The 21,201-nt window shown below is 56.4% G+C and carries 19 protein-coding genes; 5 read left to right on the top strand and 14 right to left on the bottom strand.

What is annotated here, in order from left to right; translation table 11 throughout:
- The first annotated feature begins 218 nt into the window (after positions 1-218).
- The 3 genes from OWK27_RS16505 (at position 219) to ldtC (ending at position 5,994) form a co-directional block, all read left to right on the top strand.
- Positions 219-1,292 (top strand): acyltransferase family protein, encoded by a 1,074-nt coding sequence (locus tag OWK27_RS16505; RefSeq protein WP_176610616.1) that lies wholly within the window; start codon positions 219-221, stop codon positions 1,290-1,292.
- Positions 1,293-1,437: 145 nt separating this feature from the next.
- Positions 1,438-4,884 carry a transcription-repair coupling factor gene (gene mfd / locus OWK27_RS16500; RefSeq protein WP_267590788.1) on the top strand — a complete coding sequence of 1,149 codons (3,447 nt, stop codon included), beginning with the start codon at positions 1,438-1,440 and terminating at the stop codon, positions 4,882-4,884.
- A 144-nt stretch (positions 4,885-5,028) separates the two neighbouring features.
- Positions 5,029-5,994 (top strand): L,D-transpeptidase LdtC, encoded by a 966-nt coding sequence (gene ldtC, locus OWK27_RS16495; protein ID WP_267590787.1) that lies wholly within the window; start codon positions 5,029-5,031, stop codon positions 5,992-5,994.
- A 77-nt stretch (positions 5,995-6,071) separates the two neighbouring features.
- On the opposite strand, the gene bhsA is transcribed toward ldtC, so the two are convergent.
- The gene (gene bhsA / locus OWK27_RS16490; RefSeq protein ID WP_176610618.1) at positions 6,072-6,329 is read right to left on the bottom strand and encodes a multiple stress resistance protein BhsA; all 258 of its coding nucleotides are present in this window, start codon (positions 6,327-6,329) and stop codon (positions 6,072-6,074) included.
- Between the two features lie 244 nt (positions 6,330-6,573).
- On the opposite strand from bhsA, the gene comR reads away from it, so the two are divergent.
- Complete coding sequence (comR, locus tag OWK27_RS16485) at positions 6,574-7,209, top strand: TetR family copper-responsive transcriptional repressor ComR (protein ID WP_148421720.1); 636 nt, start codon at positions 6,574-6,576, stop codon at positions 7,207-7,209.
- 60 nt (positions 7,210-7,269) lie between these two features.
- Here the strand turns inward: comR and OWK27_RS16480 are convergent, their stop codons facing one another.
- The 8 genes from OWK27_RS16480 to hinT form a co-directional block, all read right to left on the bottom strand.
- Entirely contained in the window at positions 7,270-7,809 is a 540-nt protein-coding gene (locus OWK27_RS16480) for a glycine zipper 2TM domain-containing protein (protein ID WP_148421721.1), read from the bottom strand.
- A gap of 194 nt (positions 7,810-8,003) precedes the next feature.
- Positions 8,004-9,308 (bottom strand): NAD(P)/FAD-dependent oxidoreductase, encoded by a 1,305-nt coding sequence (locus tag OWK27_RS16475; protein WP_148421722.1) that lies wholly within the window; start codon positions 9,306-9,308, stop codon positions 8,004-8,006.
- A 236-nt stretch (positions 9,309-9,544) separates the two neighbouring features.
- Complete coding sequence (gene ycfP / locus OWK27_RS16470) at positions 9,545-10,087, bottom strand: alpha/beta hydrolase YcfP (protein WP_148421723.1); 543 nt, start codon at positions 10,085-10,087, stop codon at positions 9,545-9,547.
- 31 nt (positions 10,088-10,118) lie between these two features.
- Positions 10,119-11,144 (bottom strand): beta-N-acetylhexosaminidase, encoded by a 1,026-nt coding sequence (gene nagZ, locus OWK27_RS16465; RefSeq protein ID WP_267590786.1) that lies wholly within the window; start codon positions 11,142-11,144, stop codon positions 10,119-10,121.
- A gap of 11 nt (positions 11,145-11,155) precedes the next feature.
- The gene (gene thiK / locus OWK27_RS16460) at positions 11,156-11,980 is read right to left on the bottom strand and encodes a thiamine kinase (RefSeq protein WP_267590785.1); all 825 of its coding nucleotides are present in this window, start codon (positions 11,978-11,980) and stop codon (positions 11,156-11,158) included.
- Positions 11,961-12,608 carry a penicillin-binding protein activator LpoB gene (gene lpoB, locus OWK27_RS16455; RefSeq protein ID WP_148421726.1) on the bottom strand — a complete coding sequence of 216 codons (648 nt, stop codon included), beginning with the start codon at positions 12,606-12,608 and terminating at the stop codon, positions 11,961-11,963. Before lpoB ends, thiK begins: the two co-directional genes overlap by 20 nt.
- A gap of 10 nt (positions 12,609-12,618) precedes the next feature.
- The gene (locus tag OWK27_RS16450; protein WP_242174517.1) at positions 12,619-12,993 is read right to left on the bottom strand and encodes a YcfL family protein; all 375 of its coding nucleotides are present in this window, start codon (positions 12,991-12,993) and stop codon (positions 12,619-12,621) included.
- A 1-nt stretch (position 12,994) separates the two neighbouring features.
- Positions 12,995-13,354, bottom strand: coding sequence for a purine nucleoside phosphoramidase (gene hinT / locus OWK27_RS16445; RefSeq protein WP_006809243.1), 360 nt, complete (start codon positions 13,352-13,354; stop codon positions 12,995-12,997).
- 353 nt (positions 13,355-13,707) lie between these two features.
- Between hinT and fhuE the strand changes: the two genes are divergently transcribed.
- The gene (gene fhuE / locus OWK27_RS16440) at positions 13,708-15,897 is read left to right on the top strand and encodes a ferric-rhodotorulic acid/ferric-coprogen receptor FhuE (protein WP_267590784.1); all 2,190 of its coding nucleotides are present in this window, start codon (positions 13,708-13,710) and stop codon (positions 15,895-15,897) included.
- A 113-nt stretch (positions 15,898-16,010) separates the two neighbouring features.
- On the opposite strand, the gene ptsG is transcribed toward fhuE, so the two are convergent.
- The 5 genes from ptsG to yceG all read right to left on the bottom strand — a co-directional run bounded on the left by ptsG (position 16,011) and on the right by yceG (position 21,201).
- On the bottom strand, positions 16,011-17,444 hold the full coding sequence (gene ptsG, locus OWK27_RS16435; protein ID WP_148421729.1) for a PTS glucose transporter subunit IIBC: 1,434 nt from the start codon (positions 17,442-17,444) through the stop codon (positions 16,011-16,013).
- Between the two features lie 297 nt (positions 17,445-17,741).
- Positions 17,742-18,536 carry a metal-dependent hydrolase gene (locus tag OWK27_RS16430; protein ID WP_267590783.1) on the bottom strand — a complete coding sequence of 265 codons (795 nt, stop codon included), beginning with the start codon at positions 18,534-18,536 and terminating at the stop codon, positions 17,742-17,744.
- A 10-nt stretch (positions 18,537-18,546) separates the two neighbouring features.
- Positions 18,547-19,551: a DNA polymerase III subunit delta' gene (gene holB / locus OWK27_RS16425; RefSeq protein ID WP_148421731.1), complete on the bottom strand. Its 1,005-nt coding sequence runs from the start codon at positions 19,549-19,551 to the stop codon at positions 18,547-18,549.
- A complete protein-coding gene (tmk, locus tag OWK27_RS16420) occupies positions 19,548-20,189 on the bottom strand; it encodes a dTMP kinase (RefSeq protein WP_176610625.1) in 642 nt (213 codons plus the stop codon). The genes holB and tmk overlap by 4 nt, the downstream gene beginning before the upstream one ends.
- Positions 20,179-21,201, bottom strand: coding sequence for a cell division protein YceG (yceG, locus tag OWK27_RS16415; RefSeq protein WP_148421733.1), 1,023 nt, complete (start codon positions 21,199-21,201; stop codon positions 20,179-20,181). The genes tmk and yceG overlap by 11 nt, the downstream gene beginning before the upstream one ends.

Raw genomic sequence — 21,201 nt, 5'->3', positions numbered from 1 at the left:
TATAAGCGAATCCGCTGAGCGTAAATGACTGAAACCGTAAGATTTGGTAATCATTTTTCCGAAAAATTCAGATAAATCATCATGCTACTGGCTGAAGTTGCGCCAGCCAGCCTCCACCTTTTCTGAAAATCGTCCTGATACAGACTGTTACCCGTTACATCAGGTTTTCAATTTACAACAATCGGCCTTTCGTTTATGGCAAAAGGTCTTCACGCACGATGAAACAAAAAGCATTATGGATTAACCAGATAAAGGGGCTGTGCATCTGTCTGGTGGTGATTTACCACTCGGTGATCACCTTTTATCCGCACCTGGACGGCCTTCAGCACCCGTTATCGGGCCTGCTCGCCAAATGCTGGGTCTACTTTAACCTTTATCTTGCTCCGTTCCGTATGCCGGTATTTTTCTTTATCTCCGGCTATTTAATCCGTCGCTATATTGACGACGTGAACTGGCGGGACAGCCTCGACAAGCGGATCTGGAGCATCGTCTGGGTGCTGGCCCTGTGGGGCGTACTGCAATGGCAGGCGCTAACCCATCTGAATGCCTGGCTCGCGCCCGAGCGTGAACTGGCAACATCCTCCAATGCGGCCTACGCCGATTCTGTCTCAGGGTTTGTGCTGGGCATGCTCACGGCCAGCACCAGCCTGTGGTATCTGTACGCTCTGGTGGTCTACTTTACCCTCTGTAAGCTGCTGAGCCGCTGGAAACTGCCGGTGTTAGGGCTTCTGGCGCTGGCAAGCGTCGCGATCAACTTCCTGCCGCTGCCGTGGTGGGGCATGAACAGCGTGGTGCGCAATATGGTCTACTACAGCATCGGCGCATGGTACGGCGCGCAGCTGATGGCGTGGATGAAAGGGCTGAATCTGCGCCGCGGCTGGCTGGTGCTTATTGCATCCGGGGCGGTGTCGGTAGCGCTTTGGTTCGCTAACGTCCCGCTGCCGCTCTCTTTGCTGTCGATCGTGGTTATCATGAAGCTCTTCTACAGCGTCGAGCAGCGTTATGCCGTTCACCCCAATAACCTGCTGAACGTCATTGGCTCAAACACCATCGCCATTTATACCACTCACCGTATTTTAATCGAGGCGTTTAGCCTGCTCCTGATTGGCGAAATGAACGCGGCGTACTGGCCGGTGTGGGCTGAGCTGGCGCTGATTCTGGTCTATCCGTTTGTCAGCCTCCTCGTGTGCACCCTGGCTGGGCTGGGGGTTCGCAAGCTATCCACCGCCCTCTTTGGCGACCTTTTCTTCTCCCCTCCCGCGCGTCTTACGCCACAGCCCGCCAGCCGCTAATCTTCCCTGCCCCCATCCGGGGGCACTTTTCCTCTTGTGCGGTTACGATTTGCTTATGCAAAACGATCGAGGATAATAAAGACATTGCGTATCAGTGATATGCCCCAATACTGTTGGTATATCCCAAAGAGACTCTGACATAGCCATGCCTGAACACTATCGTTACTCCTTGCCTGTTAAAGCAGGTGACCAACGCCAGCTGGGCGAACTTACAGGCGCGGCCTGCGCCACGCTGGTGGCGGAAATTGCTGAACGGCACCCAGGGCCGGTGGTGCTGGTTGCCCCGGACATGCAAAACGCCCTGCGCCTGCACGACGAAATTCGTCAGTTCACCGACAGTCTGGTATTCAGCCTGGCCGACTGGGAAACGCTTCCCTATGACAGTTTCTCCCCGCACCAGGAGATAATCTCCTCGCGCCTGTCGACCCTGTATCAGCTTCCCACCATGCAGCGCGGCGTGCTGATTGTGCCGGTGAATACGCTGATGCAGCGCGTCTGTCCGCACAGCTATCTGCACGGCCATGCGCTGGTGATGAAAAAAGGCCAGCGCCTGTCGCGCGACGCCCTGCGCGTGCAGCTGGACGGTGCCGGTTACCGTCATGTCGACCAGGTAATGGAGCACGGGGAATACGCGACGCGCGGCGCGCTGCTGGATCTCTATCCGATGGGCAGCGACCAGCCGTATCGTCTGGATTTCTTCGATGATGAGATCGACAGCCTTCGCGTGTTCGACGCCGACACCCAGCGCACGCTGGAAGAGGTGGAATCTATTAACCTGCTGCCCGCCCATGAATTCCCGACGGATAAAACCGCCATCGAACTGTTCCGCAGCCAGTGGCGCGACAGGTTTGACGTAAAGCGCGATGCCGAACATATCTATCAGCAGGTCAGCAAAGGGACTCTGCCTGCCGGGATTGAATACTGGCAGCCGCTGTTCTTTAACGAACCCTTGCCTGTGCTGTTCAGCTATTTCCCGGCGAATACGCTGATTGTGAATACCGGTGATATCGACGCCAGCGCCAGTCGTTTTGAAAGCGAGACCCGCGCGCGCTTTGAAAACCGGGGCGTAGATCCTATGCGTCCGCTGCTGCCGCCGGAAATGCTGTGGCTGCGCACCGACGAGCTGAACGCCGAGCTGAAACGCTGGCCGCGCATGCAGCTCAAAACCGATTCTCTTGCGGACAAGGCGGCGAATACCAATCTGGCGTTCAGAACGCTGCCCGATCTTTCCGTGCAGGCGCAGCAGAAAGCGCCGCTGGATAATCTGCGCAAGTTTCTTGAGTCCTTTACCGGACCGGTGGTGTTCTCCGTAGAGAGTGAAGGCCGTCGTGAAGCGCTGGGCGAGCTGCTGGGGCGGATTAAGATAGCGCCGAAGCGCATTCTTCGCCTGAGCGAAGCGACAGGCAATGGCCGTTACCTGATGATCGGGGCCGCCGAGCACGGATTCATTGATACGCTCAATAACCTGGCGCTGATTTGCGAAAGCGATCTGCTGGGCGAGCGCGTGGCGCGCCGTCGTCAGGACAGCCGTCGCACCATCAACCCGGACACGCTGATCCGCAACCTGGCCGAGCTGCACCCCGGCCAGCCGATCGTTCATCTGGAGCACGGCGTGGGCCGCTATCAGGGGATGACCACCCTTGAAGCAGGCGGCATCAAAGGTGAATACCTGATGCTGACTTACGCTAACGACGCCAAACTGTACGTGCCGGTGTCGTCCCTGCACCTGATTAGCCGCTACGCCGGGGGCGCGGAAGAGAACGCGCCGCTGCACAAGCTGGGCGGCGACGCCTGGGCCCGCGCGCGGCAGAAGGCGGCGGAAAAAGTGCGCGACGTGGCCGCCGAGCTGCTGGACATTTACGCCCAGCGTGCGGCCAAAGAGGGCTATGCGTTTAAGCATGATAAAGAGCAGTACCAGCTGTTCTGCGACAGCTTCCCGTTTGAAACCACGCCGGACCAGGCTCAGGCCATCAACGCCGTGCTGAGCGACATGTGCCAGCCGCTGGCGATGGACCGACTGGTGTGCGGCGACGTGGGCTTCGGTAAAACGGAAGTGGCGATGCGCGCCGCTTTCCTGGCCGTTGAGAACAACAAGCAGGTGGCCGTGCTGGTGCCCACCACCCTTCTTGCCCAGCAGCACTTTGACAACTTCCGCGACCGCTTCGCCAACTGGCCGGTACGTATTGAGATGCTGTCCCGTTTCCGCAGCGCCAAAGAGCAGACGCAGATCCTGGAGCAGGCCAGCGAAGGCAAAATCGATATTCTCATTGGCACCCACAAGCTGCTGCAAAGCGACGTGAAGTGGAAAGATTTAGGGCTTCTGATCGTCGATGAAGAGCACCGCTTCGGGGTGCGCCATAAAGAGCGCATCAAAGCGATGCGCGCCGACGTCGACATTCTGACCCTGACCGCAACGCCGATCCCGCGTACGCTTAACATGGCGATGAGCGGCATGCGCGATCTGTCGATCATTGCCACCCCACCGGCGCGCCGTCTGGCGGTGAAAACCTTCGTACGCGAGTACGACAATCTGGTGGTACGAGAGGCGATCCTGCGTGAAGTGCTGCGCGGTGGCCAGGTTTATTATCTCTATAACGATGTCGAAAACATCCAGAAAGCCGCCGACAGGCTGGCGGAGCTGGTGCCGGAAGCGCGCATCGCCATTGGCCACGGCCAGATGCGCGAGCGCGAGCTTGAGCGGGTGATGAATGATTTCCACCACCAGCGCTTCAACGTGCTGGTGTGTACCACCATTATTGAGACCGGCATCGATATTCCAACCGCGAACACGATTATTATCGAACGCGCGGATCACTTCGGTCTGGCCCAGCTGCACCAGCTGCGGGGGCGCGTCGGGCGTTCGCACCATCAGGCCTATGCGTGGCTGCTTACGCCGCATCCGAAGGCGATGACCACCGACGCGCAAAAGCGTCTGGAAGCTATCGCCTCGCTCGAAGATCTTGGCGCTGGCTTTGCGCTGGCGACGCACGACCTGGAGATCCGCGGCGCCGGTGAGCTGCTGGGTGAAGATCAGAGCGGCTCTATGGAAACCATCGGTTTCTCGCTGTACATGGAGCTGCTGGAAAATGCCGTCGACGCCCTTAAGGCCGGACGTGAACCGTCTCTGGAAGATCTCACCAGCCAGCAGACCGAAGTGGAGCTGCGCATGCCTTCCCTGCTGCCGGATGATTTCATTCCTGACGTGAACACTCGCCTGTCATTCTACAAACGCATTGCCAGCGCGAAAAGCGAAGGCGAGCTGGAAGAGATCAAAGTCGAGCTGATCGACCGTTTCGGCATACTGCCCGACCCGGCGCGCAACCTCCTTGATATTGCCCGACTGCGTCAGCAGGCGCAGAAGCTGGGGATCCGCAAGCTTGAAGGCAACGAAAAAGGCGGCGTGATTGAGTTTGCCGAGAAGAACCATGTCGATCCGATGTGGCTGATTGGCCTTCTGCAAAAACAGCCGCAGCATTTCCGACTAGATGGCCCGACGCGCCTGAAATTTACGCAGGATCTGACGGAACGTAAAACCCGCATGGACTGGGTGCGTAACTTTATGCGCCAGCTGGAAGAAAACGCCATCGCCTAAGCCGCTCCCCCGCCAGCGCCCGGCTGGTGGGGGACAATTTACAAACTCTTTGCACTTCGCCCGATCTTCCCGACTATACATTCGCCATAATTATCATTAACCCCTTATAAAACAATAACCTTATCATTTATATGGATTTTGATAATGATGACCTCTTCGCGTTTTACCCGCTGGCTAACCGTGTTTGCGCTGGCCGCAGCGGTTGCCGTTGCGCTCCCCGCCGGAGCCAATACCTGGCCACTTCCTCCTCCCGGCAGCAACGTGGTGGGGGAAAACCGCTTTCACGTGGTTGAAAACGATGGCGGTTCGCTTGAAGCCATTGCCAAAAAATATAACGTCGGGTTCCTGGCGCTGCTGCAGGCCAACCCGGGCGTTGACCCTTACGTTCCTCGTGCCGGCAGCGTGCTGACTATTCCGCTGCAAACCATACTGCCGGACGCGCCGCGTCAGGGGATTGTGATAAACCTCGCCGAGCTGCGTCTTTACTATTACCCGCCGGGGAAAAATGAAGTAACCGTCTACCCTATCGGCATCGGCCAGCTGGGGGGCGATACGCTCACGCCGACCATGGTGACCACCGTCTCCGACAAGCGCGCTAATCCAACCTGGACTCCGACGGCAAATATCCGCGCCCGCTATAAGGCGCAGGGTATCGATCTCCCTGCCGTGGTACCTGCGGGCCCGGATAACCCGATGGGGCACCATGCCATTCGCCTGGCGGCATACGGTGGAGTTTACCTGCTGCACGGAACAAATGCGGATTTCGGGATCGGGATGCGCGTCAGTTCCGGCTGTATTCGCCTGCGTGATAACGACATCAAAACGCTGTACAGCGTGATCTCACCGGGGACGAAAGTGAATATTATCAATACCCCGATTAAGGTGTCTGAAGAGCCGGGCGGCGTCCGTCTGGTAGAGATCCACCAGCCGTTATCGAAAAACATCAACGACGATCCGCAGACGCTGCCTATTAACCTGAATGCGGCGATGGTGAGCTTTAAAACGAATGCGAATACCGATGGCACGGTAATGGAGCGGGCGATGGAGGCACGTTCGGGTATGCCGACTGACGTCACGCGCCATCCCGACATCGCTCAGCAGTCGCTGTAATCAAGCCATAACGAAAAACGCCCTGCTTGTGCAGGGCGTTTTTTATTGCAGTGGCATAACGGAGGGTTGCGTTACGCTTATTTGTAGATAACTGCGGTACCGTGCAGGGTGTTAGGACCGGTCACGGAGGTGATGCGGAACGATTTTGCACCCATTGCGTCAGCTTTTTGCGCCAGCTGATCTTCCAGAGAGCCCAGGTTAGTCCCGGCAGTGGCGGAGATGGTACCGACTTTTTGCTGGTCTGCTGGAGTAGATTGCACTTCAACAGCAGCGAAGCTTGCGAAAGAGAGTGAACTCAGAACGGCGGCAGCGATGAGGGTTTTAACGTTTTTCATAATTTATACCTTTGGGCAGATGATGTAGTGGTCGTTAGCTATTTACTTAACGATCGATAGGTAAATGATAGGTGTGATCCAGGTCACACGTCAACCCATTTTTATAACGACCATTAAATTAATTTCATTTCCCTTATTTTTCATGAAGATAAAATTAAATTTTTTTTCAGAAATCACCGCTGGTGATAGCTGACGTTTATTTTTATAATGATTATTCAACAAAACAACTGAGGACCAACGGCACATGACAACCGACGTCACGAGTTGCGCAAAAAAAAGCCGTGGCCGACCAAAAGTGTTCGACAGGGATGCGGCGCTCGATAAGGCCATGACGCTCTTCTGGCAGCATGGGTATGAAGCCACCTCGCTTTCCGACCTGGTGGAAGCAACCGGCGCAAAAGCCCCTACCCTGTATGCAGAGTTCACCAACAAAGAGGGCCTGTTCCGGGCCGTTCTGGACAGATACATCTCGCGCTTCGCGGCAAAACACGAAGCGCAGCTGTTCTGTGAAGAGAAAACGGTAGAACAGGCGTTGCAGGATTATTTCTGCGCGGTCGCCACCTGCTTTACCAGTAAAGACACCCCGGCGGGCTGTTTTATGATCAACACTTCCGCCACCCTCGCGGCATCGTCAAAAGAGATAGCCAACACGGTTAAATCACGTCATGCGATGCAGGAGGAGACCCTAAGCACGTTTCTGGCACAGCGCCAGCAGCGCGGCGAAATACCGGCGCACTGCCGTCCGCAGGAGCTTGCCCGGTATCTGAGCTGTATTTTGCAGGGTATGTCGATCAGCGCCCGTGAAGGCGCGACGCTTGAAAAGTTACAGAGCATTACGCAGACAACGCTGCGCCTGTGGCCTGAGCTGCTGAAACTCTGAGGCAAAAAAAAAGCTCCTCAGCCTGAGCGCATGAGGAGCTAAGTTCAGAGAACATCTTTTTTACACTTTGTTATTCAGTATCAGCTGACCATTCCCGTCCAGTGGGATCTGCGTGCCGGGGTCTCTGTCCATGCGGATTTTGCCCTGCTGATCGCCAATTTTGTAGGTCACGTCGTAACCCAGCATTTTTTCCGATTTGTCATAAACGGTTTTGCAGCGCTGCTGCGTCGTGGTGTAGGTGTCATTTTCCTGCATGGCGCCCTGCACCTGATTACCGGCATAGCCACCGCCCAGCGCGCCGACAACCGTCGCCACGTCCTTACCGCGTCCACCGCCGAACTGATGACCAATCACCCCACCCGCGACCGCACCCAGCACGGAGCCGGCGATACGGTTTTCATCCTGAACCGGACGACGATGGGTAACAGAAACGTTACGGCACTCCTGACGAGGCGTTTTGATCGTCTCTTTAATGGGAGTAGCGGAAACAACCTGAGCGTACTGCGGGCCACGATCCAGAACGTTGAGACTGGCAACGGCAGCCACACCTAACGCAGCAGCGACGCCAATCCCTATACCCGCCAACATTGATTTATTCACGGGACTTCCTCCTTTGTTGCTATTGAGAGCAAGTTTGCAACGCGGCAAGCGCTTCGCCAATAAGATAAAGGATCAAAAACAGGGAGGTTGATAAGGAATATATCGTCTTTAAGAGAACTCTTAGGCACTCAGGGGGAAATGAGCAGCATGATATGCTAAAAACTCCCTCCGGCGGGCCCGGAGGGAGAGAATAATTAGTGCAGCTTCAGACGCGGGCGGATCACGCGGTTGATTCGACCGACCAGCATCATCAAGCCGGTTTTGAAGTAGCCGTGCAGCGCTATCTGGTGCATACGGTACAGAGAAATGTACACGAAGCGTGCGATACGCCCTTCAACCATCATTGAGCCGCGCATCAGATTGCCCATCAGGCTGCCCACGGTGGAGAAGTTTGAGAGCGATACCAGAGAGCCGTGATCTTTGTAGACATAGGCCTTCATCGGTTTGCCTTTTATCTGCGCCAGGATGTTATGCAGCACGAGGCTTGCCATCTGGTGTGCAGCCTGAGCGCGCGGTGGCACAAAGCCGCCCTCCGGACGCGCGCAGGAGGCGCAGTCACCGATGGCGAAGATGTCCGGATCGCGCGTGGTTTGCAGCGTCGGCTCCGTCACCAGCTGGTTAATGCGGTTCGTCTCCAGCCCACCGATGTCCTTCATGAAATCAGGCGCTTTGATCCCCGCGGCCCATACCATCAGGTCGGCCTGGATGTATTCCCCGTCTTTGGTGTGCAGGCCGCCCTCGTCCGCGCTGGTGACCATGGTCTGGGTCAGTACGCGCACGCCCAGTTTGGTCAGCTCGTTATGCGCAGCGCCGGAAATGCGCGGCGGCAGCGCAGGCAGAATGCGCTCACCCGCTTCCACCAGCGTGACGTTCAGCGCTTCGTTGGTCAGCCCTTTGTAGCCATAGCTGTGAAGCTGCTTCACCGCGTTGTGCAGTTCGGCCGACAGTTCAACGCCCGTTGCGCCGCCGCCCACGATGGCGATATTGACCTTACCGTTGGCACCCATGTTGCTGGTGTACTTCAGGAACAGGTTAAGCATCTCCTGATGGAAACGACGCGCCTGATGCGGGTTATCCAGGAAGATGCAGTGCTCCTTCACGCCCGGGGTGTTGAAGTCGTTAGAGGTGCTGCCCAGCGCCATTACCAGCGTGTCATAAGCCAGCTTGCGCTCGGGAACCAGCAGCTCGCCTTTGTCGTCGCGCAGCTCTGCGAGCGTAATGGTTTTGTTTTCACGGTTGATGTCTACCACAGAACCCAGCTGGAACTGGAAATGATGGTTACGCGCATGGGCCAGATAGCTCAGCGCATCAACGCCCTCATCCAGCGAACCGGTCGCCACTTCGTGCAGCAGCGGTTTCCACAGGTGGCTGTGGTTACGATCCACCAGCGTAATTTTGGCTTTCTTGCCGCGGCCCAGCTTTTTACCCAGCTGCGTCGCCAGCTCAAGCCCGCCAGCACCACCGCCGACAATCACTATCTTTTTCAATGGCGTAGTCAACGTGACCCCCTCAAATTATTAACCAATTGTTAATTAAAAGTTATAGAAATAACCCTTAATTAACAACAGGTTACTGCGCTGAAACCATTCAGATTCATTGAGAATAGCACGTCAGGCGCATTGGTCATACCAAAATTGATATGTATCAAGTTTTGATGGTTTAAAAGTAGACAACTCTGACAAAAAAGAGGCCCGGCACGCTTTCACGTACCGGGCCTTTGTCAGGTTCAGGGAGGTCAGCCCAGCGTTTTGAAGGCTTTGATACGCTGCAGGTGCGGCGAAATGTTTTTGAACTTGTGGGTCTGCTCTTCGTCCCAGACAATTTCATAGTAATGATGCAGAAGGTCGGCGGCGCGGGAGCTGTCCAGCGCTTCATCGTTGCGGGAGAGGATCACCAGACAACGGTCGCGGTTCTTTTCACGGAAATTGCTCACGCACTTAGTCGCAATGTCGGCGTACTCTTCCGGGCGATCGATCTTGCCTTCCATGTTCTCGTTCGGGAACAGATTCGGGTTGAAAATGACCTGACGGATATCGCACAAAAAACCGATGCGCTCTGCCCAGTATCCACCAAGCCCGACGCCGCAGATCAGCGGCCGCTCGTCGATATTGAGCTGCAACATTTTGTCCACTTCCTTGAGCAGATGCTGCATGTCATGCTTCGGATGACGCGTGCTGTAACCGATCAGCCGGACATCCGGATCGATAAACTGCAGTTGCAGCACTTTCTCATGATTACCAGGACTGTTTGAGTCAAAACCGTGTAAATAGATGATCATCGTCTCACCACGCTACGCCTTCCGGGATGAATTAAAGGGCCGCTTTATGCGCCTGCCAGCGTTCGTTCAGGGCTTCAAGCTGGGCGTGGACCGTTTTCCAGCGCGCCGAGTCCATCAGCTCCTGACGGCTAAATGAACCTTTATGATACAATTGTGTAACACGTTCAGCATTGATCGGCGACAGGTTATCCAGCACGCTTACCGCACCCTTACGATTATTGCAGACGAGGATCATATCGCAACCCGCATCCAGTGAGGCCTGCCCACGTTCGGCATAGCTGCCCATGATTGCGGCCCCTTCCATGGATAAATCGTCAGAAAAAATCACGCCGTTGAAGCCCAGCTCCTGACGCAGCACGGTTTTCAGCCAGTGCGGAGAGCCGCTGGCCGGACGCGGATCGACCTCGCTGTAGATAACGTGCGCAGGCATGATGGCGTCCAGCCTGTTATCGGTAATCAGCGAGCGGAAAACGGACATATCCTTAGCGCGAATTTCCGCTTCCGGGCGCGGATCGCGCGGGGTTTCTTTATGGGAATCCGCCGTCACCGCGCCGTGACCGGGGAAGTGTTTACCGGTGGTTTTCATCCCCGCATCGTGCATGCCGTCAATGAAGCGCGTCGCCATTGCCAGCGCGATACGCGGATCTTCATGATAAGAACGCTCGCCGATTGCCGCGCTGATATGCCCCACGTCCAGCACCGGGGCGAAGCTGATATCGATATCCATGGCGATCATCTCGCTGGCCATCAGCCAGCCAGCGTCCTGCGCCAGCTTACTGCCCTCTTCGGTGCCCAGCAGCGCAGCAAAAGACTGCGCGGCGGGTAAGCGGGTAAACCCGTCGCGGAAACGCTGTACGCGGCCGCCTTCCTGATCTACCGCCACCACAAGGTGATTGCGCGAAGACGCACGGATCTGGCGAACCAGCTCGCGCAACTGTTCCGGGTCATGATAGTTGCGGGTGAAAAGAATCAGCCCCCCCACCAGCGGGTGCGCCAGAATTTCGCGCTCTTCCGCGTCCAGCTCATACCCTTCAACATCCAACATTACTGGACCCACACCAACCTCTCTTATCCTTTCGTTTGTAACTGACGCCAGGCATCATCTGCCAGCGCCATAAATTGTTTGTCATTCGTCTGCTGGAAGCGCATTTCAAACCAGCCCGCCATCAGCATGAGCACCCACGGACGCCAGCGCGCAACCTGTCGCGCAAGCGTGAGCGCATTCATGTTCGCGTTGCGCGCATAGGCGCTTACCAGCCGCTCGCGCGATGGCGCGTCGGGCATCCAGACTGCGGCAAGTTCGAGCGCCACGTCTCCATCTCCGGCATATTCCCAGTCAATCAGCTTTTCACCTGCCGCGGTATGAACGATGTTTCCGGCGTGGATATCCATATGCAGCGGCGCCAGGCGTAGCGGCTGCGGCTCTCCCGCTTTGCGCAGCCGCTTAAGCTGCGCCAGCCACAATGGCGTGCGTCGTTCTGGCGCAGCCTGCTGCCAGTAGCGTTCAAGCAAGGGAAGCAGCGTTACCCGCCAGCCCAGACGCGGCTGCCGGTGCAGATGATACAGCATGGCTGCCAGCGTGGGAGCGTCGGGCAACTCGCTTTTGATCTCACCCGCAATAAACGCCACCGCCATCCAGCCCCTGATAAAGAAATGGGGCTGGGGCGCAAGGTCTGCGGGCAGGCGCTTCAGGGCGCGGAACTGGCGACGAAAATGGAAGGCAGGCGCGGCGGCATCGTGATGCTGGCGTAACACCAGCCGATGCTCTCCGCGCGCAATAATGCAACTCGCGCCGCCAAGCCCGACGGGGGCCTGCGGCGCGATAACACGATACTGAGGGAAATAACGCGTCAGGACATCATTACGCGTGGGCTTACTGTTGCGTAACGGCACCTTTACCTGACCAGATAATTTCGCCGGTCTGAACCAGCATTAGCTGCATCTGCAGCGACGGGGTATTCACGTTACCGGTCGCGTTTGAATAAAGGACATACTGCGCGCCAACGTTGCGGGCGATGCCGATCGCTTTACTGCGCGATCCCAAGCTGTCCTGCGGCGACAGGCCAAGCTGCTGCTTCGCCACCGCCAGCTGCTGAGCCGAAACCAGCGTGAACTTACCGTTGTTCGCCAGCGCGTTACGCAGGGTATCCGTCGCTTCGCTCGCGTTCAGCGAACCGTTGGTGCGGTTATTCACGCTGTCCACCAGCAGCACGCTGCCAGGCGTCACGCCCTGCGCCTGCAGCATTTTGCCCACCATTGGCTGCATGGCGCCGTTCCAGTCATAGTGGCGCACGCGCGGCGTCGGCTGTGCGGTGTCGTCCGGATGTTCAATCGGCCCAGGCTGCGCCGGAATGGTTGGTACGGACGGCACGGTTGGCACAGGTTCCGCTGGCGTTGTTGGCTGTTCCGTTCCCGGTTTCGCCTGATCTACAGGTGCAGGTTCTTCAGTTCGCGTCACGCAACCGGCCAGAAAGAGTGCAAACGCACTCAGGAGCGCATAACGGCTCATTGTTTTAATCAAGGTTCACCCCTTACAAATAAAGATAAAGTCTCACCTTATGTGCACCCAGATAGCTGGCGCTGCCGTAGAGCGTGACCGACGATCTAGCCGGGATCGTCACGCTGCGCGGCGCTTCAAGCGGGTGCATCTCGAGACCTCTCACGTCATACCAGTAGAAGCGATAATGCACCGTCACTGGCTCCTGCCTTTCGTTATAGAGCGTAGAGGAGGCAGAAGACTGGATTTCGCTTATGGTCAGCGAAGGCTGCTCCGCCGTAATCCCCGCTGCAAGCACCGAGGACTCCATCACCAGCGTCTGTTCATCGCTGACCGGAATAGCAGGACGCGCGCTGCACCCCACCATTACCAGCGTCACGATCAGCGCTGCAATACGCCCAATTAACATATTAAAGACCTTTATGTGCCAGCATCGGTCCCAGTGGACGTCCACCCAGCAGATGCATATGAATATGATAGACTTCCTGCCCGCCATGGCGATTGCAGTTCATGATCAAACGGTAGCCGTCTTCAGCGATTCCTTCCTGCTCGGCAATTTTCGCGGCAACCGTAAGCATACGGCCTAACGCCACTTCATGCTCGGTTTTAACGTCATTGACGGTCGGAATCAGAATATTGGGAATAATAAGGATGTGCGTCGGCGCCTGGGGTGAAATATCCCGGAAAGCCGTTACCAGTTCGTCCTGATAGACAATATCCGACGGAATTTCGCGGCGAATAATTTTACTGAAAATCGTTTCTTCAGCCATGACCTTTTCCTTATACGTTTAATCTGGCGTCGTGCGTCCGTTGTTAACACACATTGTCTGTTTAAGTGAGTGACACAACACAAGAGTATGAGCGAGTTTCTCCTGTCCTTTCAACCTTCTCCCGTGATTTCTTTCCTGATTGTCCTCCATCTGGCTGAAGAGCCATCGCTTTAGGACATTTCGCTTCTGAAACCTTATTTCAGTTCATCCCGAAACATCTGTTTACAGCGTTAATCACAATGCGTATATTTCGCATTTGCATTTTCATGCGCATTTTTAACATAGAAAACGACGTCAGCCCGTGCCAGCGGAGCTTTCGCGCACCACCTTCACCATTCATTAAGGGTTTGATAATGTCTTTCATTAATCACTCCAGGGATGGGCAACGTCAGCCTGCCGCAACACCTTCGTTGCTGGCAGCCTGCATTGCTATGGCATTGACGCCAACCGCCGCTTTCTCTGCTTCAACGACTGAAGACACCGTTGTGGTAGACGGGGGTTTTGACAACACACAGGATCCTTCAGCAGGTCAGGACCGGGATTACAGCGTAAAAACCACCACCACCGGCACCAAACTGCTGCTGGTCCCCCGCGATATCCCGCAGTCCGTCAGCGTAATCAGCCAGCAGCGTATGGCTGACCAGAATCTGCAGTCCATCGGGCAGGTGCTGAGTAACACCACGGGCGTGACTGCGCAGGTGCAGGACAGCGACCGCACCGTGTTCTACTCCCGTGGATTCTTCGTCAGCAACTATGCCTATGACGACCTGCCGACCTCCATCAGCGAGGTGTGGAACTTTGGCGATACCGCCGCCGATACCGCGATTTACGATCGTATCGAAGTGGTCCGCGGCGCCACCGGCCTGATGTCCGGTACGGGCAACCCGGCGGCGTATGTCAACATGGTGCGTAAGCATGCGGACAGCGCGGAATTTAAGGGTAACGTCTCGGCCAGCTACGGCAGCTGGGACAAGCAGCGCTACGTGCTGGATCTCCAGTCTCCCCTGGTGGAGTCCGGTAAGGTACGGGGACGCCTGATCGCGGGCTATCAGGACAACGACAGCTTCGTGGATAATTATCACTACCGTAAGAAATTCCTCTACGGCGTGATGGATGCGGACGTCACCGACAGCACGACCCTCTCGGTGGGGTATGAGTATCAGGAGAGCCATACCGCCGACCCAACCTGGGGCGGACTGCCGACCTGGTACAGCGACGGAAGTAAGACCAACTACAATCGCAGCCAGACCGTTGCGCCTGACTGGGCCTATTCGGATAAAGACAGCACCCGCATCTTCGCTAACCTGACTCAGCGTTTCGATAACGGCTGGGAAGCGCACGTTAACGGCATGCACGCTGAAACCAACTTTGACTCCAAACTGATGTATATGTCCGGCTATCCGGATAAAGAGACCGGTGCGGGCATGGTGGGTTACGGCGGCTGGAACCGCGGTGAACGTAAACAGGATGCGGTTGACGCCTTCCTGCGCGGCGGCTTCGATCTCTTTGGCCGTCAGCACGAAATGATGTTCGGCGGCAGCTACAGCCGTCAGCGTAACCATTATGACAATACCATGCCGGATGCGCTTTACGGCATGGTTGACGTCGGCAACTTTAAGAACTGGAACGGGAACATCGCCGATCCGCAGTGGACGCCGTGGAAGCTCTACAGCAAGGACGATATTCGCCAGTCCTCTGCGTATACCTCCGCCCGTTTCTCGCTGGCCGATCCGCTGCACCTGATTCTGGGCGCGCGCTACACCAGCTACAACATTCGCTATAATCCGGCGGGTTCCCCGAACACCCGCCTGGAGAGCACCGAAGATGATGTTACCCCGTACGCGGGCCTGGTGTATGACATCAACGAAGACTGGTCGACCTACGTCAGCTATACCTCCATCTTCCAGCCGCAGGATAAACGCAACGCCAGCGGACGTTACCTCGACCCGACCACGGGCAAAAGCTACGAAGCCGGCGTGAAGGCAGACTGGTTTAATACACGTCTCACCACCTCGCTGGCGATTTTCCGCATTGAGCAGGATAACGTCGCAAGCAATACCTATACCTACATGCCGAGCGGTGAATCAATTTATGAATCGCTGGACGGCGTGGTCAGTAAAGGGATTGAGTTCGAGCTGAACGGTGCGCTGACCGATAACTGGCAGCTGACGTTTGGTGCGACCCGCTACATCGCTGAAGACAAGAATGGCAACGCCGTCAGCTCCGATCAGCCGCGCACGACCATGAAGCTGTTCACCCGCTACCAGCTGCCAATGCTGCCCGAGCTGACCGTGGGCGGTGGCGTAAACTGGCAGAACAAAGTGTGGACGGATGTCGATGGCGGCCCGGCGGGACAATCCCGTGCAGAGCAAGGCAGCTATGGTCTGGTTAACCTGTTCAGCCGCTATCAGGTCACCAAAGACTTCGCTCTTCAGGCTAACGTCAATAACCTGTTCGACAAAGAGTACTACGACTACGTTGGCTCTTACGTGGTGTATGGCGCGCCGCTGAACTTCTCCGTGAGCGCGAGCTACGACTTCTGATTGTAAAGCCGGGCGGCGGCTACGCCCTGCCCGGCCTGCATTTGCTTACCGGCACTATCCCCGCCAATAAAAAAGGCAGCCATTCGGCTGCCTTAGTCTCCCCAGGTCACAGCTTAGTTGTTGCGGATGTACTCATCCATTTCGGTTTTCAGGTTATCGGATTTCGTACCGAAGATTGCCTGAACACCAGAACCTGCAACAACCACGCCCGCTGCGCCCAGCTTTTTCAGACCCGGCTGGTCTACTTTCGCAACGTCGGCAACGCTCACACGCAGACGGGTGATACACGCGTCCAGGTTAGTGATGTTTTCTTTACCGCCGAAAGCAGCTACCAGCGCAGGTGCCATTTCGCTGGTCACACCGGCTTTGCTGTCCTCAGTTGCATCTTCACGACCCGGCGTTTTCAGATCCAGCGCTTTGATCAACACGCGGAAGACGGTGTAGTACACCACCGCGTAGCCTGCACCCACGATTGGGAACAGCCACAGCTTGCTGCTGTTACCGGACAGAACGATGAAGTCGATCAGGCCGTGAGAGAAGGACGTACCGTCACGCATACCCAGCAGAATACAGATTGGGAATGCCAGACCTGCCAGTACCGCGTGGATGAAGTACAGGATCGGCGCAACGAACATGAAGGAGAACTCGATCGGCTCGGTAATACCGGTCAGGAACGAGGTCAGCGCTGCGGAGATCATGATACCGCCCACTTTTGCACGGTTCTCTGGCTTAGCAGAGTGCCAGATAGCAATTGCCGCAGCCGGCAGACCGTACATTTTGAACAGGAAGCCGCCAGACAGTTTGCCAGCGGTTGGGTCACCCGCCATGTAACGAGGGATATCGCCGTGGAACACCTGACCTGCCGCGTTGGTGTATTCACCAATCTGCATCTGGAATGGAACGTTCCAGATGTGGTGCAGACCAAATGGTACCAGGCAGCGCTCAATGAAGCCGTAGATACCGAACGCCACTACCGGGTTCTGATAGGCAGCCCACTGAGAGAAGGTCTGGATAGCCGTACCGATTGGTGGCCAGATGAAGGACAGAACCACACCGGTGAAAATCGCTGCCAGACCAGAAATGATCGGAACGAAACGTTTACCCGCGAAGAAGCCCAGATACTCAGGCAGCTTGATACGATAGAAGCGGTTAAACATATACGCTGCAATCGCACCGGAGATGATACCACCGAGAACACCGGTATCTGCCAGGTGTTTAGCGGCAATCTCTTCAGCAGGTAAATGCAGAACCAGCGGCGCAACCACAGCCATGGTTTTCACCATAATGCCGTAGGCAACCACGGACGCCAGAGCGGATACACCGTCGTTATTGGTGAAGCCCAGAGCAACACCGATAGCGAAGATCAGCGGCATGTTAGCAAAAACAGAACCGCCTGCTTCTGCCATCACGTGGGAAACTACGGCTGGCAGCCAGCTGAAGTTAGCAGAACCGACGCCCAGCAGGATACCTGCGATAGGCAGTACGGATACTGGCAGCATCAGCGATTTACCGACCTTTTGCAGGTTAGCAAATGCATTCTTAAACATAATTGAGAGTGCTCCTGAGTATTTGTGCTTTTTTTACGCTTTCACGCATTGGCCCGGGGGGAGTACCGCGCCGTGGACAGGACATCTAAGCGCCCTTTATTTATTACACAGAGTAAAATAATTCCCTCTGAGTTTGTTTGACGGCTATCACGTTTCAGTTCAAGACGGCCAAAAAACTTGCAGATATTTACATAAAGCATGTCTGGATGTGTCTAAAAACGCCATCACCGCCCCGAATGAGGCGGTGAACTTTACTCGTTTTACCTATTAATTACGAGCCTAAAAAAAACAGGTGTATCAGACAGACTGCAGGCGGGCGGGGTCGATATGGAACAGGCTGGCGAAGTTTTCCGTCGTTACACGAGCCAGTTCGTCAATACTGACACCCTTCAGTACGGCCATGTACTCAGCCACATCTCGGGTCATCGCCGGCTGGTTCTCTTTACCCCGATGCGGCACGGGTGCCAGGTACGGGGAATCAGTTTCCACCAGAATACGATCCAGCGGTACGTAACGCGCCGCATCACGCAGTTGCTCAGCATTACGGAACGTCACGATCCCCGAAAACGAGATATAAAAGCCCAAATCAAGCAGTTTACCCGCCGTTTCTCTGTCTTCTGTGAAACAGTGTAGTACGCCACCGCAATCCGTCACCTTTTCTTCCCGCAGGATCTCAAGCGTGTCGGCACGCGCGTCGCGGGTGTGAACGATAACGGGCTTGTTCAGCTCGCGGCCAATCCGGATATGGTTACGGAAAGATTCCTGCTGGCGGGGCTTAGTTTCCGGCGTGTAGAAATAGTCGAGACCGGTCTCGCCCATCGCCACTACGCCCTCTTCTGCGGCAAGGCGGCGTAAATCTTCAACGTCATACGCGTCGTCCTGATTGAGCGGATGGACGCCGCAGGAGAAGACGACGTTTTCGCGCTCGCCAACCAGCTCACGCATTGAGCGGTAGCCCGGCAGCGTGGTCGCCACGGCCAGGCAAAATTTCACATCGCGCGCGGCGGCTTTCGCCAGCACGTCGTCCACGTCTTTATGCAGGGATTGGTAATCGAGGCCATCAAGATGGCAGTGTGAGTCGACTAAAAACATAATGTCTCTCTCAGAGATGGGAAACCGGCGGTATGACGCCGGGTTGCAGGTAATGTTCGATACGCAGCAACTGGTCGGTCAGTAAAAGCTCGCGATTAAGACCGGTTACCGTCAAAAGTTGTTCACGACTCTGGCAGATATCGTGGAGGATAGCGCGCAGCGACTGTCCTGACAGACGATTCGCCAGCGTGTTAACCAGCGGCCAGACGTCGGGATTCGTCAGAAGCGTAGCCCCCTGCTGAATTTTAAGGGCATCGAGCAGCAGCGCGGCCAGCCAGTGCAGGCGCTCCGGGGCCGGATCGCCGTTCAGGGCGGGCAGCACGCTCAGCCAGTCATGGCTGTCCAGGGCAGATTCAATCGCACGACAAAGGGTTTCGCGCTGGGACCAGACTTGCGGCTGCAGTAGCGCCAGCGCAGCCGCAGGCGCGCCGCTGCACAGGCGCAACGCTGACAGCGCGGCGTCCTGTGACACCGTCACTTCACGTTCAAGCCAGGCGAGTGCCCACGATTCCTGGGGAACAGCCAGATGATGAAGACGACAGCGGCTGCGCAGCGTCGCCAGCAGTCGGCCCGGCTCGCGGCAGGAGAGGAAGAACCACGTTTTCTCAGGCGGCTCTTCCAGCGTTTTTAAAAGCGCATTGGCAGCGGCCTCCGTGAGCAGCTCGGCGTCCTTCAGCCACACCACCTTTGCCCCGCCCAGACGCGCGTGTTCATACAGCTTCTCGCCGACCTCACGCACCGCGTCTATCCCGAGCGTACTTTTGCCTTTTTCGGGTTCGAGGATGTAGTAATCCGGATGCGTGCCGGCCTGCATCAGCTGGCAGCCGCGGCACTTACCGCAGCTTTTATGCCCATCAGGCTGGTGGCACATCAGAAAGCGCGTAATGGCGTAAATCAACGCATCATCGCCCATTCCCGGCAGCGCCTGTATCAGTAACGCATGATGCCCCCGTCCAACCTGATAGCTGCCGATCAGCTGTTCAAAGTGCGGGCGCAGCCATGGATACCATTTCATGCCCGCTGCTCCTGCACCCAGCGAGTGACCGTTTCCTGAATAGCACGGGTAACGTCGTCGAGGGATTGTGTCGCATCGATGGTGCGAATAGCGCTGTCCTGTCCGGCCAGCTCAAGGTAACGCGCGCGGGTGCGGTTAAAGAAGTCGTAAGACTCCTGCTCAATGCGATCCAGCTCGCCGCGCGCCCTGGCGCGCTTCAGGCCCACCTCAGGGGTGACGTCCAGATAGAGCGTCAGGTCCGGACGAAAATCGCCGAGCACCGCGTCGCGAAGCGTAGCCAGCATGGTACGATCGATACCGCGCCCTCCCCCCTGATACGCCTGGGTGGAGAGATCGTGACGATCGCCGATCACCCATTTTCCCTCTGCCAGCGCGGGTTTAATCACCGTCTCGACCAGCTGAACGCGCGCCGCATAAAACATCAGCACTTCCGCTTTGTCAGTGATAACCTCGTCGCCAACGGATTTGATATCCAGCACCAGGCTGCGCAGTTTTTCCGCCAGCTGCGTACCGCCCGGCTCACGGGTGAAGACCATCTCGGCGACGCCAAGCGATTTAAGCGTATCAACCACCACGTTACGGGCGGTGGTTTTCCCCGCCCCTTCGAGTCCCTCAATGACGATGTATTTACTGCGCATTTTTTTCCTTAAGTGCCTTCAGATAGTCCTGAACAGAGCGATTGTGGCTGGCCAGGTTGGTATTGAACGTATGCCCCCCTTTTCCATCAGCCACAAAATAGAGATACGGTGTTTTTGCCGGGTGCGCCGCCGCGCGCAGTGAGGCTTCGCCCGGCGTCGCGATTGGTCCCGGCGGCAGGCCGCTAATGACGTAGGTATTATACGCCGTTGGCGTCTCCAGATCTTTTCTGGAAATCTTGCCGTTGTAGTTTTCGCCCATGCCGTAGATGACGGTAGGATCGGTTTGCAAACGCATACCGATGCGCAGGCGGTTTATAAACACCGAGGCGACCTGGTCGCGCTCGGCGGCAACGGCGGTCTCTTTCTCGATGATGGAGGCCATCGTCACGAACTGGTTTTGATCTTTATACGGCAGGCCCTCAGCGCGTCCTTCCCAGGCCGACTCTACCGCCGCAACCATTTTATTGTGCGCGCGCTTCAGAATCGCCACGTCCGTCGTGCCTGCCGTGTACATCCAGGTGTCGGGCCAGAACCAGCCTTCAACCCATTCAGGGTGCTCGAATTTTAGCGCGTCTGCCACGGTTTCGTAGCGATCGTCTTTCAGCGTGTGCCTGATATACGGCGCGTCACGCAGTTGTCTGAGGTAATCGCTCAGGCGCATCCCCTCGACAAAACGCAGCGGGAACTGGGCCTCTTTGCCGCTTTCCAGCAGTTGCAGCATTTCACGCACGGTCATACCCGGAGTGAAGCGATAGGTGCCCGCCTTAAAGTTCGAAAGTTCAGGCTCAACGCGCAGCAGCCACTGGAATACACGCGGACGATTGATGATTTTATCGCCATACAGCTGCTGGCCAAGCGCCTGACGCCCGGTCCCCGCTTTCAGGGTAAAAATCGTCTCGTCTTTAATCAGGATCTTACTGTCCGCCAGCTGGCGGACTTTCCACACTCCCGCTCCGCCAGCGATACCGAACGCAACGATGAGAAGGAGAACAACGCGTAACATTTTCTTCAT

The organism is Enterobacter cloacae complex sp. 2022EL-00788, from assembly GCF_026627565.1.
GTDB classification, from domain to species: Bacteria; Pseudomonadota; Gammaproteobacteria; order Enterobacterales; family Enterobacteriaceae; genus Enterobacter; species Enterobacter pasteurii.
The sequence above is the reverse complement of the archived record's forward strand: the minus strand, read 5'-3'. Positions and strand labels throughout refer to the sequence as shown.